13 protein-coding genes and 3 tRNA genes are annotated in these 14,764 nt (G+C 62.6%); 12 read left to right on the forward strand and 4 right to left on the reverse strand.

The genetic code is table 11. The annotated features are described in order from the left end of the window. Positions 1–171: 171 nt before the first annotated feature. The 6 genes from alaS to HOP51_RS12080 all read left to right on the forward strand — a co-directional run bounded on the left by alaS (position 172) and on the right by HOP51_RS12080 (position 5,064). A complete protein-coding gene (gene alaS / locus HOP51_RS12055) occupies positions 172–2,781 on the forward strand; it encodes an alanine--tRNA ligase (RefSeq protein ID WP_234274141.1) in 2,610 nt (869 codons plus the stop codon). Positions 2,782–2,886: 105 nt separating this feature from the next. Then, complete coding sequence (locus tag HOP51_RS12060) at positions 2,887–4,137, forward strand: aspartate kinase (RefSeq protein WP_234274142.1); 1,251 nt, start codon at positions 2,887–2,889, stop codon at positions 4,135–4,137. Positions 4,138–4,390: 253 nt separating this feature from the next. Beyond that, positions 4,391–4,591 (forward strand): carbon storage regulator CsrA, encoded by a 201-nt coding sequence (csrA, locus tag HOP51_RS12065; protein ID WP_234274143.1) that lies wholly within the window; start codon positions 4,391–4,393, stop codon positions 4,589–4,591. A gap of 101 nt (positions 4,592–4,692) precedes the next feature. Beyond that, positions 4,693–4,785: transfer RNA gene (locus HOP51_RS12070), tRNA-Ser, on the forward strand. Between the two features lie 33 nt (positions 4,786–4,818). Next, a tRNA-Arg gene (locus HOP51_RS12075) sits at positions 4,819–4,895 on the forward strand. Between the two features lie 92 nt (positions 4,896–4,987). After that, positions 4,988–5,064 (forward strand) — tRNA-Arg (locus HOP51_RS12080). 192 nt (positions 5,065–5,256) lie between these two features. Here HOP51_RS12080 and HOP51_RS12085 read toward each other — a convergent pair. After that, positions 5,257–6,222, reverse strand: coding sequence for a tRNA dihydrouridine synthase (locus HOP51_RS12085; RefSeq protein WP_234274144.1), 966 nt, complete (start codon positions 6,220–6,222; stop codon positions 5,257–5,259). A 163-nt stretch (positions 6,223–6,385) separates the two neighbouring features. Between HOP51_RS12085 and HOP51_RS12090 the strand changes: the two genes are divergently transcribed. The 3 genes from HOP51_RS12090 to HOP51_RS12100 are packed head-to-tail and all read left to right on the forward strand — an operon-like array spanning position 6,386 to position 9,856. Continuing rightward, positions 6,386–6,634, forward strand: coding sequence for an OadG family transporter subunit (locus HOP51_RS12090; RefSeq protein WP_234274145.1), 249 nt, complete (start codon positions 6,386–6,388; stop codon positions 6,632–6,634). 59 nt (positions 6,635–6,693) lie between these two features. After that, complete coding sequence (gene oadA, locus HOP51_RS12095) at positions 6,694–8,520, forward strand: sodium-extruding oxaloacetate decarboxylase subunit alpha (RefSeq protein ID WP_234274146.1); 1,827 nt, start codon at positions 6,694–6,696, stop codon at positions 8,518–8,520. Between the two features lie 13 nt (positions 8,521–8,533). Further along, positions 8,534–9,856, forward strand: a complete 1,323-nt coding sequence (locus tag HOP51_RS12100) for a sodium ion-translocating decarboxylase subunit beta (RefSeq protein WP_234274147.1) — start codon at positions 8,534–8,536, stop codon at positions 9,854–9,856. Between the two features lie 101 nt (positions 9,857–9,957). On the opposite strand, the gene HOP51_RS12105 is transcribed toward HOP51_RS12100, so the two are convergent. From HOP51_RS12105 to HOP51_RS12115, 3 genes are all read right to left on the reverse strand, one after another. After that, positions 9,958–10,299 carry a 2Fe-2S iron-sulfur cluster-binding protein gene (locus HOP51_RS12105; RefSeq protein WP_234274148.1) on the reverse strand — a complete coding sequence of 114 codons (342 nt, stop codon included), beginning with the start codon at positions 10,297–10,299 and terminating at the stop codon, positions 9,958–9,960. A 191-nt stretch (positions 10,300–10,490) separates the two neighbouring features. After that, the gene (locus tag HOP51_RS12110; protein ID WP_234274149.1) at positions 10,491–11,969 is read right to left on the reverse strand and encodes a hypothetical protein; all 1,479 of its coding nucleotides are present in this window, start codon (positions 11,967–11,969) and stop codon (positions 10,491–10,493) included. A 160-nt stretch (positions 11,970–12,129) separates the two neighbouring features. After that, positions 12,130–12,378, reverse strand: coding sequence for a chromate transporter (locus HOP51_RS12115; RefSeq protein ID WP_267957719.1), 249 nt, complete (start codon positions 12,376–12,378; stop codon positions 12,130–12,132). Positions 12,379–12,553: 175 nt separating this feature from the next. On the opposite strand from HOP51_RS12115, the gene HOP51_RS12120 reads away from it, so the two are divergent. The 3 genes from HOP51_RS12120 to HOP51_RS12130 all read left to right on the forward strand — a co-directional run bounded on the left by HOP51_RS12120 (position 12,554) and on the right by HOP51_RS12130 (position 14,606). Further along, complete coding sequence (locus tag HOP51_RS12120) at positions 12,554–13,216, forward strand: GntR family transcriptional regulator (RefSeq protein ID WP_234274150.1); 663 nt, start codon at positions 12,554–12,556, stop codon at positions 13,214–13,216. Positions 13,217–13,421: 205 nt separating this feature from the next. Next, positions 13,422–14,219: a creatininase family protein gene (locus tag HOP51_RS12125; protein ID WP_234274151.1), complete on the forward strand. Its 798-nt coding sequence runs from the start codon at positions 13,422–13,424 to the stop codon at positions 14,217–14,219. Positions 14,220–14,300: 81 nt separating this feature from the next. Then, complete coding sequence (locus HOP51_RS12130) at positions 14,301–14,606, forward strand: ferredoxin (RefSeq protein ID WP_234274152.1); 306 nt, start codon at positions 14,301–14,303, stop codon at positions 14,604–14,606. Positions 14,607–14,764: the final 158 nt, after the last annotated feature.

Consider the following 14,764-nt stretch of genomic DNA (forward strand, 5'->3'; position numbering starts at 1 on the left):
GCGTCAGCTCGAACGGCTCCCTTTAGTCGCTTGACAACTGCGTTATAATGCCCCCCTTTGTGACGCCCCTGGTGGCGCTCCTGACACGCCGAGGCGTGCGAATTCGGCCAAGAAAACGGCGCCGAACGCGCCTGCCCGTCGGGTGACCACGCTCATCGCCACGGATATCCCATGAAAAGCGCAGACATCAGACAGGCCTTCCTGAGTTACTTCGAAGAGCACGACCATACCGTCGTGCCGTCGAGTTCCCTGGTGCCGGGCAACGACCCGACGCTATTGTTCACCAATGCCGGGATGGTGCCATTCAAAGACGTCTTCCTCGGTCGCGACCCGCGCCCCTACGTGCGCGCAACCTCGGCCCAGCGCTGCGTGCGTGCCGGCGGCAAGCACAACGACCTGGACAATGTCGGTTATACCGCGCGCCACCACACCTTCTTCGAGATGCTGGGCAACTTCAGCTTCGGCGATTACTTCAAGCGCGATGCCATTCGCTTTGCCTGGGAGTTCCTCACCCAGCGCCTGGGGCTGCCCCCCGAAAAGCTGTGGGTCACGGTGCACGTGAGCGACGACGAGGCGGAAAAGATCTGGAAGGAGGAAATCGGTGTCGACCCCGAGCGCTTCTCCAAGCTCGACGAGGACAACTTCTGGCAGATGGGCGATACCGGCCCCTGCGGACCCAGTTCCGAGATATTCTTCGACCATGGCCCCGAGGTATGGGGCGGGCCTCCCGGCAGCCCCGAGGAGGATGGCGACCGCTACATCGAGATCTGGAACCTGGTGTTCATGCAGTTCGATCGAGATGCGGCCGGTAACCTGAACCCGCTACCCAAGCCCTCTATCGACACCGGCATGGGCCTCGAGCGCGTGGCGGCGGTGCTGCAGGGCGTGCATTCCAACTACGAGATCGATCTGTTCCAGAATTTGCTGAAGGCGGCGGCCGAGGCGACCGGCCACGCTGATAACACCACGCCTTCGCTGCGGGTGATCGCCGATCATATCCGCTCCTGTGCCTTCCTGGTCGCCGACGGAGTGCTGCCCTCTAACGAGGGACGTGGCTACGTGCTGCGCCGGATCATCCGCCGCGCCATTCGCCACGGCCACAAGCTGGGCGCCAGCGAACCGTTCTTCCACAAGCTGGTGGCGGCCCTGGACGCAGAGATGGGCGAGGCCTACCCCGAGCTGCACGAGGCGCGTAGTCAGATCGAGCGCATTCTGCTCAAGGAGGAGGAGCAGTTCGCGCGCACCCTCGAACACGGCATGAGCCTGCTCGAGGAGGCGCTGGCCGCTCTCGACGACGAGGTGCTGCCGGGCGAGACGGTATTCAAGCTCTACGACACCTACGGCTTCCCCTACGATCTCACCGCCGATGTCTGCCGCGAACGCGGCGTGACGCTGGACGAGGCCGGCTTCGAGCGTGAGCTCGAGGCCCAGCGCGAGCGCGCTCGTGCCGCCAGCCAGTTCGGTGCCGACTACGGCGCAGCGCTGGAGCTCGAAGGTGAGACCGCTTTCACCGGCTACGATCGGCTCGAGGATCGCGCCACCGTGGCCGCCATCGTCGATCGCGAGGGCAACGCCCTGGCCGCGCTCGAACCCGAGCAGCATGGCATCGTGGTGCTCGACCGCACGCCCTTCTACGGCGAGTCTGGCGGCCAGGTGGGCGATACCGGCTACCTGCACGTCGAAGGCGGTCGCTTCCAGGTCACCGACACCCAGAAGCAGGGTGGCCATCATCTGCACCACGGGATGATGCTGGAGGGCACTCTGTCAGTGGGTGCCGAAGTGCGTCCCCAGGTCGATGCCGGCCTGCGCGCCGCTACCGTGCGCAACCACTCTGCCACCCATCTGATGCACGAAGCGCTGCGTCTGGTGTTGGGCGACCATGTGCAGCAGAAAGGCTCACTGGTCAACGCCGAGCGTCTGCGCTTCGACTTCAGCCACTTCGAGGCGATGACGCCCGAGCAGCTCGCCGAGGTGGAGCGCCTGGTCAACGAACAGATCCTGGCCAACGCCCCGACCCGCATCGAGCAGATGACCCTCGACCAGGCCAAGGCCAAGGGGGCTGCGGCGCTGTTCGAGGCCAAGTATGCCGACAGCGTGCGCGTGCTGACCATTGGCGCCGACGACTTCTCCATCGAACTGTGCGGCGGCACCCATGTGCAGCGCAGTGGCGACATCGGCTGCTTCCACATCGTCGCCGAGCAGGGAGTCGCCGCTGGGGTGCGCCGTATCGAGGCGATCACCGGCGAGGGCGCGCTGGACTACTTCCGCGAGCAGGAGACACGTCTGGCGCGCATCGGAGAGCGCCTCAAGGCCAAGCCGGAGCAGGTCGAGGAGCGCGTCGAGTCGCTGGTGGAGCGCAACCGCAGCCTGGAGAAGGAGCTCGAGCGGCTCAAGGCCAAGCTGGCCAGTGCCGCCGGTAGCGACATGCTAAGCCAGGCGCGCGAGGTCGCCGGAGTGCGGGTATTGGCCACTCAGCTCGAGGGTGTCTCGGCCAAGGAGCTGCGCGGCGTTCTCGACCAGCTAAAGAACAAGCTGGGCTCGGGCATCGTGGTGCTCGGCGTGGCGGACCAGGAAGCCGGCAAGGTGAGTCTGATTGCCGGTGTCACCGATGACCTGACCGGCAAGGTCAAGGCTGGCGAGCTAGTCAACCATGTGGCTTCGCAGGTAGGCGGCAAGGGCGGTGGCCGACCTGATATGGCCCAGGCCGGCGGCAGCGATGTCGTGGCTCTACCAGGCGCGCTGGAGAGTGTGCCAGGCTGGGTCGAGGCAAGGCTCTCGTAGCGGTTGAACAGGGGACGGTAGCGCATGCTCCATCCCTTGTGCATGGATACATCTTTCACTCATCCGGGCGTGACCCCGCTCGACATACGAGGGAAAAAAACGCAGATGGCACTATACGTACAGAAATTCGGCGGCACCTCGGTGGGCTCCGTGGAGCGCATCAAGGTGGTGGCCGAGAAGGTCAAGGGCTTCCGTGATGCGGGCCATCAGGTCGTGGTCGTGGTTTCCGCCATGAGCGGCGAAACCAACCGCCTGATCGCCATGGCCAACGAGATCAACGACGAGCCCACGCCGCGGGAGATGGACATGCTGGTCTCCACTGGCGAACAGGTGACCATTTCGTTGCTGGCCCTCGCGCTGCACAAGCTGGGCGTGCCGGCGACCTCCTACACCGGCTCCCAGGTCGGGATCCTGACCGACAGCGCCCACACCAAGGCGCGCATCCAGCGTATCGAGACCGACGAGATGCGCGACGACCTGGACGAAGGCAAGGTGGTCGTGGTCGCCGGCTTCCAGGGGGTCGACGAAGAAGGCAACATCACCACCCTCGGTCGCGGTGGCTCCGATACCACCGGCGTGGCGCTGGCCGCGGCGCTGGGTGCCGACGAGTGCCAGATATACACCGACGTCGACGGTGTCTACACCACCGACCCTCGGGTCTGCTCGAAGGCGCAGCGCCTCGACACCATCACCGTCGAGGAGATGCTGGAGCTGGCGAGCCTTGGCTCCAAGGTGTTGCAGATCCGCTCGGTGGAATTCGCCGGCAAGTACAATGTCCCGCTGCGCGTGCTGTCCAGTTTTCAGGATGGCCCCGGTACCCTGATCGTTGCTGAATCCGACCAAGACGAGGACTCTATGGAAGAACCGCTGATCTCAGGCATCGCCTTCACCGCCAGCGAGGCCAAGCTGACGCTGCTCCACACGCCGGACGTGCCTGGCGTCGCCTCGCGCATTCTCGGACCGATCGCCGATGCCAACATCGAAGTCGACATGATCGTGCAGAACGTGGCGCCTGCCGGTGACTACACCGACTTTACCTTCACCGTGGCCAAGGGGGATTACAAGAAGACCCTCAAGATTATCGAGGATCAGGTGATCCCTGATCTGGGAGGCGGTGAGGTCAATGGCGACGACAACATCGCCAAGGTCTCGCTGGTCGGTGTGGGCATGCGCTCACATGCCGGCGTAGCGTCCAAGATGTTTCGCGTCCTGGCTGACGAGAACATCAATATCCGCATGGTCTCCACCTCGGAAATCAAGATTTCGGTGGTGATCGACGAAAAACAGATGGAACTCGCCGTTCGCGCCCTGCACACCGCTTTTGGTCTGGATAAGAGCGATATCGAAAGCGAATAGGGAAGTTACAAGAAAATTAACAAGGTACGGGCGACTAAAAGCGGTGCCTTTTCTACCCTGTTGGGAAGTTGCTGCCTGGGGAAGCGACGGTCTGATGAGATTTGTACGAGCTTCCCTTCAACGCTGTCATGATGTCATGGTGGGGTTGGTGGTGGTGCACAGTAGAGAAAGTGTTACATAATGCAAGCAGCAGCTTAGCGTCGATGGGATCGACGCGTATCCCGTTGCTAGTCGTCTGAGAAGGAGATCAGTCATGCTCATCCTGACCCGCCGTGTCGGAGAAACGCTGATGATCGGTGATGACATCACCGTGACCGTCCTTGGCGTCAAGGGCAATCAGGTCCGCATTGGCGTCAATGCCCCCAAAGATGTCGCTGTACATCGTGAAGAGATCTATCAGCGCATCCAGCGGGAGAAATCCGACGAAGAAGGGGGAAATGGTCCATCTTCGTAACGGAGCGCCGTTTCCCCGGTCCTTCCAGCGCAGGAAACAAATCACTGAATATGCTGGACAAAGGCTAGAGGAAGCGATAGGATATGCGCCGTGTCGTTGAGGGAGAGGTGGCCGAGTGGCTGAAGGCGCTCCCCTGCTAAGGGAGTATGGGGTTTATAGCCCCATCGAGGGTTCGAATCCCTCCCTCTCCGCCATTCGACATGTTGTCGTTGTTCGAAGCGTAATGTGCGCCCGTAGCTCAGCTGGATAGAGTACCTGACTACGAATCAGGTGGTCGGAGGTTCGAATCCTCCCGGGCGCGCCACGATGGGTGAGTATGAGCATGACTGGGTCATCTCTCGCCGCGCGGTTCGAAGAAAGGCATTCTGCCAGCAAGATCATCGGATCTTGCCACTAGCGCCCGTAGCTCAGCTGGATAGAGTACCTGACTACGAATCAGGTGGTCGGAGGTTCGAATCCTCCCGGGCGCGCCAGATTTCGACCCGTCCTCGTCAGAGGGCGGGTCTTCTGTCTGTGTTCCTGGCGTCTTGCGCCGGACACGCGTATCGACTAGCCGAGCCGGCATGGAGTGATGCCGGTTGCGCGATCGTTTGGGTGCCCTCGTGAGCCGATGGCACCCTTTTTTATTCCCTCCTGCTCGTTTCCCGCGGCGCCCTCTGATCGGCTCAGGCTATTTCGAGCCTATCGTGGGCCAACGCCGCTTCATGGGGCTGGGTAAGTCTGGCGAGCAACGTCTCGAGGTCATTGATACGCTTGACCGCCTGGAAGCGCTGGGCCGCTTCGGCATCACGCTGTCGCATGTGATTAAGCCATTGCTTCATCAAGGATGTGACAATACGGTCGGGGAGTGTGGTACGCTGCAACGCAGCAAACTCGGTCAGGATGTGGGCGCGAGCCTGCCAGGGAGTGGCGGGCAACTGCTCGCCGGTCGCCAGCCAGTGGTGTATGCGTGGTGCCAGCCAGGGATCGGCCAGCGCGCCTCGGCCCAGCATGACGTCGTGACAGCCCGAGAGGGTACGAGCCTTCCAGTAGCCCTCGAGGCTCCAGATGTCGCCGTTGGCCACGACCGGAATGCTCAGGTGGCGGCGGATGCGGCCGATCCACTCCCAGTGAGCCGGAGGTCGGTAGCCCTCGTCTCGAGTGCGAGCATGCACGACCAACTGCGTGGCGCCGCCGTCCTCTGCGGCTTTGGCGCAGTCGAGCGCCAGAAGCCGATGCGAGAAGCCGAGGCGGATCTTGGCCGTGACCGGTATCTCGTCGCCCACGGCGGCATGCACGGCTGCTACGGCGGCATGCACCCGGCGAGGGTCGTGTAGCAGCGAGGCGCCGCCGTCATGGCGGTTGACCAGCTTGGCCGGGCAGCCGAAATTGAGATCGATGGCGGTGGCGCCGAGTTTTCTCGCCTGTTCGGCATTGGTCGCCAGCGCCGCTGGATCGCTGCCGAGCAGTTGCAGCGCCACCGGCACGCCTGAAGGCGTCGTCACGCTCTCGTTGAGTTCGGGACAGTGACGCAGGAAGACCTTGGGTGGCAGGCGGGCATCGACGACGCGGACGAATTCCGTCACCGTCCAGTCGAAGCCGGGCTGGCGGGTCAGCAGGTCGCGGGTATGAGCATCGATCACGCCCTCCATGGGGGCGAGGCCGATCCTGCCTTGTAGTAAAAAAACAACGTTGGCTTCCACCATAGGTCGCTTGCAATCTACCATGAGTGGGGGGTTATATGGCCGACTTGAAAGCTTATCGGCATGTTGGCGTCAGTTCGCCAATAAGTCGCGAAGAATAAGGGGATAATGCATGCGGGACGAACAGCTGCTACTGGATGGCTTGGCCCTGATGGGGGTCGGCATGGGGGTCGTTTTTGTTTTTCTTACGCTCCTCGTGCTCGTCACCACCCTGATGTCATGGGTCGTATGCCGCCTGGCGCCGGCCACTCCTCCAGCTCCCGCACCCGTCTCCAAACCCTCTGGTCGTGCGGACGACGCGGAGCTGATGGTCGCCATCACTGCCGCCATCCATCGCTACCGCCGCCGTCATCGCTGCTGATCGACGCCGCAACGGCCGCCAATACTACTACATAACATGCCATTCACGGGATCATTGTCATGAGTGAGACCAACCGCCCGCTGGGCATCACCGACGTCGTCCTGCGCGACGCTCACCAGTCGCTATTCGCCACTCGCATGCGCCTCGACGACATGCTACCGATCGCCGAGAAGCTCGATCGGGTGGGCTTCTGGTCACTGGAGTCCTGGGGCGGCGCCACCTTCGACGCTTGTATCCGCTACCTCGGCGAGGATCCGTGGGAGCGGATACGGGCGTTGAAGGAGGCCATGCCGAACACGCCGCAGCAGATGCTGCTGCGCGGACAGAACCTGCTCGGCTACCGCCATTATGCCGACGATGTGGTCGATCGTTTCGTCGAGCGTGCCAAGACCAACGGCGTCGATGTGTTCCGTGTGTTCGATGCCATGAACGACCCGCGCAACCTGGAACGGGCCATCCAGGCCGTGCGCAAGGTGGGCGGTCACGCACAGGGCACCATCTCCTATACCGTGAGCCCGGTGCACACTCTCGACAGTTGGGTGGAACTCGCCGAGACCATCGCCGCCATGGGCGCCGATTCCCTGGCGATCAAGGACATGGCCGGTCTGCTGGCGCCCTACGATGCCTATGAGCTGGTCACGCGGCTGAAGAAGACGCTGTCGATTCCGATCCACATGCAGTGCCATGCCACCACTGGCATGTCTACCGCCACGATTCTCAAGGCGGTGGAAGCCGGCATCGACAACGTCGACACGGCGATCTCCTCCATGTCGATGACCTACGGCCACAGCCCTACCGAATCGGTGGTGGCGATCCTCAAGGGCACCGGGCGCGATACTAATCTCGATCTCGAGCTGCTCGAGGAGATCGCCGGCTACTTCCGCGAGGTGCGCAAGAAGTACGCTGACTTCGAAGGCTCGCTCAAGGGCATCGATTCGCGCATCCTGGTCGCCCAGGTGCCGGGCGGCATGCTGACCAACATGGAGAGCCAGCTCAAGGAGCAGGGCGCCGGCGACAAGCTCGATGACGTGCTTGCCGAGATTCCACGCGTCCGCGAAGACCTGGGTTTCATTCCGCTGGTGACGCCCACCTCACAGATCGTCGGCACCCAGGCGGTGATGAACGTGATGATGGGCGAACGCTACAAGTCGATTTCCAAGGAGGTCCAGGCGCTGCTCAAGGGTGAGTATGGCGCCGCCCCGGCCCTGTTCGACAAGGCGCTGCAGGGCCGTGTGCTGGAAGGCGGCGAGCCGATCACCTGTCGTCCTGCCGATCTGCTCGAGCCTGAAATGGAGCGCCTGGCTATCGAACTCAAGGACAAGGCCAAGGCCGACGGTATCCGCCTCGCCGAGGGCGAGCGCGAGATAGACGACGTGCTGACCTACGCGCTGTTCCCGCAGATGGGGCTCAAGTTCCTCAAGAACCGCGACGACCCCGATGCCTTCGAACCAGCCCCCCAGGCGCCGGGCCAGGAGTCGTCCAGCGCCAACCTGCCGGTCTCTTCAGCGCAGGGGGCCAAGGTGCCCACGGCTCCCGCCGCAGCGCCCGCCGGCCCCGAGACCTATACCGTCACGGTCAACGGCAAGCAGTATGTGGTCGAGGTCGCCGAAGGCGGCGAGATCGGCGCGATTCAGGAGCAGGTTCAACCCCAGGCCGCTGCTCTGACAGCGTCGAGCGGTGAAACGATCACCGCCCCGCTGGCCGGCAACATTTTCAAGGTCAACGTGCGCCCGGGCGATACGGTCGCGGAGGGCGACGTGGTAATCATCCTGGAAGCCATGAAGATGGAGACCGAAGTGCGTGCCGCCAGCGGTGGCACCGTCTCCGAGGTCAAGGTTGGCGAGGGCGACAGCGTCGCCGTCGGCGACGTCCTGATCGTGCTGTAAGGGCCTGCGTTCCATGGACAAGCTATTGACCCTGTGGGAGGGCTCCGGCCTCTACAATCTGACCCTAGGCCAGGCGGCCATGATCCTGGTGGGGCTGGTGCTGCTCTACCTGGCCATCGCCAAGAAGTTCGAGCCGCTGCTGCTGGTGCCGATCGGTTTTGGCGGCATTCTCGCCAACATTCCCGAAGCCGGGCTGGCGATCTCGGCGCTGGACCAAGCCATCGAGGTGGCTCGCCCGGCGGTGTTGCAGCAGATCGCCGCCGCACTGGGGGCCACCCTCGATCCGCTGACGGACGTGGAGACATGGCGCGCCTCGCTCAAGCTGCTGGCCCATGACAGTGCCTCGCCCGATCAACTGCGGGCCGCTCGTGACGTGGCGGTCAACGTCGGTTACAGCGACGGCATGCTCTACGTCTTCTACTCCGTTGCCGTGGCCTCCGGCATTGCCCCGCTGCTGATCTTCATGGGCGTGGGGGCGATGACCGACTTCGGCCCACTGCTGGCCAATCCGCGTACCCTGTTCCTGGGGGCAGCGGCGCAGTTCGGCATCTTCGCCACGCTGTTCGGTGCGGTGGGGCTGTCATCGCTCGGGATCATGGACTTCTCGCTGCAACAGGCTGCCGCCATTGGCATCATCGGCGGTGCCGACGGCCCCACCTCGATCTACGTCTCGAGCGTGTTGGCACCGGAGCTGCTCGGCGCCATCGCCGTCGCTGCCTACGCCTACATGGCGCTGGTGCCGATGATCCAGCCGCCGATCATGCGACTGCTCACCACCCGGCGTGAGCGTGAGATCACCATGACCCAACTGCGTCCGGTCTCCAAGCTGGAAAAGATCGTCTTCCCGCTGTCGTTGCTACTGCTGGTGGCCCTGTTTCTGCCCGATGCCGCGCCGTTGCTGGGCATGTTCTGCTTTGGCAACCTGATGCGCGAATGCGGCGTGGTGGAGCGTCTCACCGATACCGCCCAGAACGCACTGATCAATATCGTCACCATCGTGCTCGGCTTGTCCGTGGGTTCCAAGCTCATGGCCGAGAGCTTCCTGGCCATGGAAACGCTGGGGATCATGGGGCTGGGCATCGTGGCATTTGCCATCGGCACCGCGGCTGGCGTGCTGATGGCCAAGCTGATGAATCTGGTCAGCCGTATGCCGATCAACCCTCTGATCGGTTCGGCGGGGGTCTCGGCGGTGCCCATGGCCGCACGGGTGTCCAACAAGATCGGCCTCGAAGCCAATCCGCATAATTTCCTGCTGATGCATGCCATGGGCCCCAATGTGGCCGGCGTGATCGGCTCGGCGGTGGCAGCGGGGGTAATGATCAAGTACCTGGGCTGAGCGACACGGAACGGAAGGAGCCCGCCAGCGCGAGCTGGCGGGCTCCTTTGCGTCGTGCTCGTGTGCAATCTGGCGACCTCACCTCAACGGCGGGCGTGCGCTCATGATGTCGTTACGCTACCGGCACGGCTCTGACTGGTAGTGGTGGCCGGGCTCTCCTGTGCCAGCTCGAGATCTTCTTCCACCCATAGCTGGCAGGCCAGGCGATAACCTTGCTCGAGACGCGTGCCAAGCATCTTCTTTTCCTTCCAGTTCGGCTCTGGCAGAGCTTCGCTGCCCTTGATCACCTTGCACATGCACTTGGCGCACTTTCCCATGCCGCAGCCGTAGCTGAGGTGGGGGTAGGGAAACTGGCGGATTCCGGCGCGCACGACCAGGTTGGTGTTGGGCTGGACTTCGCCTTCGAAGACTTCGCCGTTCTTGTGAATCTTGATCAGGGGCATGACATTCACCTAGCTCGTTGTCGTCGTGGCGCGCTTCAGGTTCCAGGAGGCTCTAGGGCGCGCGAAAGGAGTTTTATGGCATATGGTATACCGTGTTCCATAGAATTGGTTTCGTCAACCCTCGATTCCTCCTTCTGCTACGGAAAACGACACCCTGGCGCCTCGGCCAGGGTGTCGCGAAGCCGAGAAGGCTAGAGCAGCACTATCGCGAGCAGGCATGCCGCGACGATACCGGAGATCACCGGCACGAAGTTGCGTCGTACCAGAGCCGAGGGGCTGACACCGGCAATGCCGGCGTCGGCCGCCACGCCGAAGGCCCAGGCCGCCAATGTGCCCCCACCAGCGAAGATCGCCGCAACCTGGCCGAGGGCGGCCAGCACATGCACGTCGACCCCAGCACCGGTGCCCAGGGCGCCGGACAGCGAGCCCACCAGCGGCAGGCCGGAGAAGCCCGAGCCATCCATGCCGGAGAGCAGGCCGATGAACGCCATGCCAAAGGTCAGCAGGAAGACATTACCGTCAATGTAATGGCCGATATTGTGGCCGATGTCGAACAGGTAGCCGGCGGCGCTGGCGCCGATCACCTGTGAGGAGTGCTCGGGATGGCCGAGGAAGAAGAAGCCGGCGATCGGGATGATCGGGGCGAAGATTTTGATGGCGAAGAAGAAGCCCTCGCGGGTATAGGTGCTGATGCCGTCCAGGGCGTGGTGCCCATGGGCGGCGAATGAAGAGAGCACCAGCAACACGGTGGCCGTGCCGCCCAGTAATGCCGTGGCGCCGCCGCCGCGGATCGCCTGGTCGTGCAGGAACAGCGCGCGATAGATCATCAGCCCCGCGATGCCGAGCAGGATGACCGGCACGGCGACGGCAAAGACGCGTGCATAGGGGCCGGCGGCCGGCTCATCCACCTCCTTGACGGTGTCGGCCTGAACGGCGGCGGCTCCTGCCGAGCGGGGACCGAAGATTTCATCGGCCTTGGGCGCTCCGAGCGCACCGGAGCGCATATCACGGCGCAGGTGAGTGCAGGCGAGGGTGATTGCCACCACGCCCACTACCAGGGAGAACAGCAGGGTATAGGGCACCAGAGTGGTGGTTTCGATACCGGCGGCACCGGCGGTCAGGCGGCTGGCGCCCTGGATCACCGGGTCGGCGGAGAGCGCCATGCCGTGACCGAACAGATTCACCGCCATGGCGGCACCGATGGCCGGCAGGCCCACCTGCATGGCCACGGGGATCAGCACGGTGCCGACCAGTGCCACGGCCGGGGTTGGCCAGAAGAAGGCGGCGGCGATGTACATGGTGATGCCGACGACGAAGAACGCGGTCCAGGGGCCGACCATCAGCTTCTTCATTGGTGCCACCATCAAGCGATCGGCCCCCTGATGCTGGAGCGACTTGAGCATGGCGACCATCAGCGCGATGACCAGCATGATGTCGAAGAGCTCGGTGCCGGCATTGAGCAGGGCACGGAAAACCACCTGAACGGCGAAGATAAGCTGGTTGAGTCCACCCTCGTGAGGAGCTTCGGCCAGTAGGCCCAGCATGAAGATACCGGCAATGGAGGGGATGATCACACCCTTGCGGAAGCCGATGGAAACGAATATCGCCAGGATCACCAGGAGAAAGACCCAGTGCGAGGCGGTGAGAGGTACCTGTTCGAGTTGTTCCATGTTGCACCTTGTCGTGTCGTCAGGCTTGGCGATGGCGGCGCCGAGGGTGTCGGGCGGCTCATCGACTGCTTGTAGTTGTCGGTTACTGCATTGCCACGGTTGTCGTTGCCTTGCATGTCACGAAAGTGGTGCTTTGACATCTTTCGCACATGTCATTCACTCATCTCGGCGGTTGTCGCATTGGTCTCTCCTGTCTCGATGGGTGGCTTTCCATGGGGGATCGGTCGTTGTCTTCTAGCCCAGCAGCAAGCCGCCGTAGGACATTGGAGAACACTTCATTCTTCAGCCAGGCATGCCGCTTGACCGCCTTTTGGTGTACCAAATGCATTGCCGAAGGCCCGCCATCGAACCCGAGAAGGTTAATCCGAAGGAAGGAGAAGAACAGCTTGCCCTGTTGAGATGTCGTCATGTCAAGGGGTTCCTTTCCGGCATTCCAAGAATAATTTCATTAAAAACAGTAAATTACTTAATTATGTGATGGCTTTTCCATGGAAATAATCGATTATTTGGTCTAGAGTATGGTCACGCGAGACAAATCGTCAAGAAAGGTATACCAAATTCCAAAAATCGAATGGAGCCACGCCATGAATCAAGCTACCCGTCCTGGGAGCGCTACTACGGCAAGTCGGATCTACGAAGCGCTGCGCCAGGACCTGCTCAACGGGCGGTTCGATGCCGGTGAGCGTTTGTCGATCACACGGCTTCGCGAAACCTATCAGGTGGGGCTGAGTCCGCTGCGTGAGGCGCTCAACCGCCTGGCGGCCTATGGGCTATTGCGTCAGGAGAATCAGCGTGGCTTTCGCGTTCTTGAGCTGACACGAGTGGAGCTCGCCGACATTACCGAGATGCGCCGTCAGCTCGAGGGTTTGGCTCTGGAGCTGGCGATTCGGTATGGCGACGACGAGTGGGAGTCCCAGCTGCTGGCAGCCAATCACCGCCTGGGGCGGGCGGGTGAGAGCACGCCGGTGGGCGAATGGGAGCAGTTGCATGCACGCTTTCACAATGCCTTGGTGGCCCCTTGCGGTTCGACTTGGCTGCTGCGCTTCATCTCCCAACTGCACGACCAGTTCGACCGCTACCGGCGCGTGGCGCCGCGTGCCCAGGAGTTGCGCCAGCGTCTCGACACCCAGCACCAGGAGCTCGTCGATCTGGCCCTGGCTCGCGATGCCCGCCGTGCCCGGGAGCTGATCGAGGAGCACATCACGCTCTCCAGTGAGGTGGCCAAGCACAGCTGTCACCCAGCCTGACGATCCGACGAAAGGCTTCTGAGAGATTCTTTACAGAACGTGCTGAGTTAGGCTAGTTTTGGAATATGGTATACCAAAAGCTTGGGCTGTGCTTGAACCCAGCAACACGCTGCCTGCCGGCTAGCCCTGTCGTGCGGGTGGCGAAGAGAGCAGGAAAGAGGAGCGTGGGATGATGAGCGGGAAAGAAAACGGGATAGAGAGCGGGATGGAAAGCTACCTTCTGACCGAGATGACCTGGCCTGAGGTCGCGGTGGCCCTCAAGAGCGTCAAGATGGCCATCGTCCCGGTCGGCGCCCACGAACAGCACGGGCCGCACATGAGCGAGAGTTGCGATGCGGTGCTGGCCACGGAAATGGCCAAGCGGCTGGCGGCCAGGTTGTATCCGCTCGTTCTGGTGACGCCGACGGTGAACATGGGCGTGTCGCCGCATCACCTCAACTTTCCTGGCACCATCAGCCTGCGTCCGGAGACCTTGCTGGCCGTGCTGCGCGACATGGTCGTCTCGCTGAAACGCCACGGGGTCGACAAGGTGCTGTTCCTCAACAGCCATGGCGGCAACCAGGGCACCCTTGGCCTGGCCTGTGCCAGCTTCGCCCAGGAACTGGGGGTCGACTGCTATTACGCCAAGACCACGGCCTCGGCCAAGCAGGCCATGCAGGCACATATCTCCTCGTCCCTGTACGGCCATAGCTGCGAGCGCGAGGTATCCGAGGCCTACTATCTGGCGCCCCACCTGGTACGTCCTGAGCGGCTGGAGAAGGGTGATATCGTTCACGGCGGGCGCTGGGAGGGAATGCGCCCGGGCAAGCCGCTGCAGGGCTTCTACCGCTACGAGGAGATGACGCGTAACGGCTGTATCGGCGATGCCACCCGGGCGAGCCTCGAGATCGGCAAGGCGATCGTCGAAGAGGCGCTGGAAGAGTTGTCGCAGGCGGTGCGTACGGTATTGGCCGAGCCCGCACAGGCCCGCGCTACGCGCGGCGAAGGTGAACTCGCCGTTTGAGGCCTGCCGCAACGAGATGTCACGCAACCGGCGTCACGATGACGACGAACACGAACACGAATCCAACAAGAGGACAGCGAGATGTACATCATTCTGACCAGCAAGCTAGGCGAATACGATGCCAGGCCGGGGCGGGGCATCACCCCGGTCGAATGCTACGAATACTTTTTCTACGGCCGCAAGAAGGCCGGTTTCACCATTGCCAAAGTTACCGCTGACCAAGGCAGGGTCAGCATCGTCGAGACTGGCGAGGGCGGCAAGAGCAACAGCGTACCGCTGAAGTTCTTTGAGCGTTTCGACACGCTGGAGGCGGCCCGCGCCGAGCTGGAGCAGTTGGTTACCTTCGGCTCCATCGACGCCCACCTGGAAAAGGCACCGCTACACTGAGCGACGGCGCGCTCCCTCCGACTCTTCCAGCCCTTGTGCGTTGGTACGGGGCAAATGGCCTGGCCCTTCGTGTACCAGATACCGCTGGGGTACTTCGCTATGCTAAAATGCGGGTTTCCTTCCTATAGCCCATAGCCGCGAGACAGCCGAAGGTAGCC

The organism is Billgrantia zhangzhouensis (assembly GCF_021404465.1).
GTDB lineage: Bacteria > Pseudomonadota > Gammaproteobacteria > Pseudomonadales > Halomonadaceae > Halomonas > Halomonas zhangzhouensis.

Excerpts from the sequence above, each read along its gene's own strand:
- alaS (WP_234274141.1), top strand. The coding sequence starts at position 172 with ATGAAAAGCGCAGACATCAGACAGGCCTTCCTGAGTTACTTCGAAGAG.
- HOP51_RS12060 (WP_234274142.1), top strand. The coding sequence starts at position 2,887 with ATGGCACTATACGTACAGAAATTCGGCGGCACCTCGGTGGGCTCCGTG.
- csrA (WP_234274143.1), top strand. The coding sequence starts at position 4,391 with ATGCTCATCCTGACCCGCCGTGTCGGAGAAACGCTGATGATCGGTGAT.
- HOP51_RS12085 (WP_234274144.1), bottom strand. The coding sequence starts at position 6,222 with ATGGAGGGCGTGATCGATGCTCATACCCGCGACCTGCTGACCCGCCAG.
- HOP51_RS12090 (WP_234274145.1), top strand. The coding sequence starts at position 6,386 with ATGCGGGACGAACAGCTGCTACTGGATGGCTTGGCCCTGATGGGGGTC.
- oadA (WP_234274146.1), top strand. The coding sequence starts at position 6,694 with ATGAGTGAGACCAACCGCCCGCTGGGCATCACCGACGTCGTCCTGCGC.
- HOP51_RS12100 (WP_234274147.1), top strand. The coding sequence starts at position 8,534 with ATGGACAAGCTATTGACCCTGTGGGAGGGCTCCGGCCTCTACAATCTG.
- HOP51_RS12105 (WP_234274148.1), bottom strand. The coding sequence starts at position 10,299 with ATGCCCCTGATCAAGATTCACAAGAACGGCGAAGTCTTCGAAGGCGAA.
- HOP51_RS12110 (WP_234274149.1), bottom strand. The coding sequence starts at position 11,969 with ATGGAACAACTCGAACAGGTACCTCTCACCGCCTCGCACTGGGTCTTT.
- HOP51_RS12115 (WP_267957719.1), bottom strand. The coding sequence starts at position 12,378 with ATGACGACATCTCAACAGGGCAAGCTGTTCTTCTCCTTCCTTCGGATT.
- HOP51_RS12120 (WP_234274150.1), top strand. The coding sequence starts at position 12,554 with ATGAATCAAGCTACCCGTCCTGGGAGCGCTACTACGGCAAGTCGGATC.
- HOP51_RS12125 (WP_234274151.1), top strand. The coding sequence starts at position 13,422 with ATGGAAAGCTACCTTCTGACCGAGATGACCTGGCCTGAGGTCGCGGTG.
- HOP51_RS12130 (WP_234274152.1), top strand. The coding sequence starts at position 14,301 with ATGTACATCATTCTGACCAGCAAGCTAGGCGAATACGATGCCAGGCCG.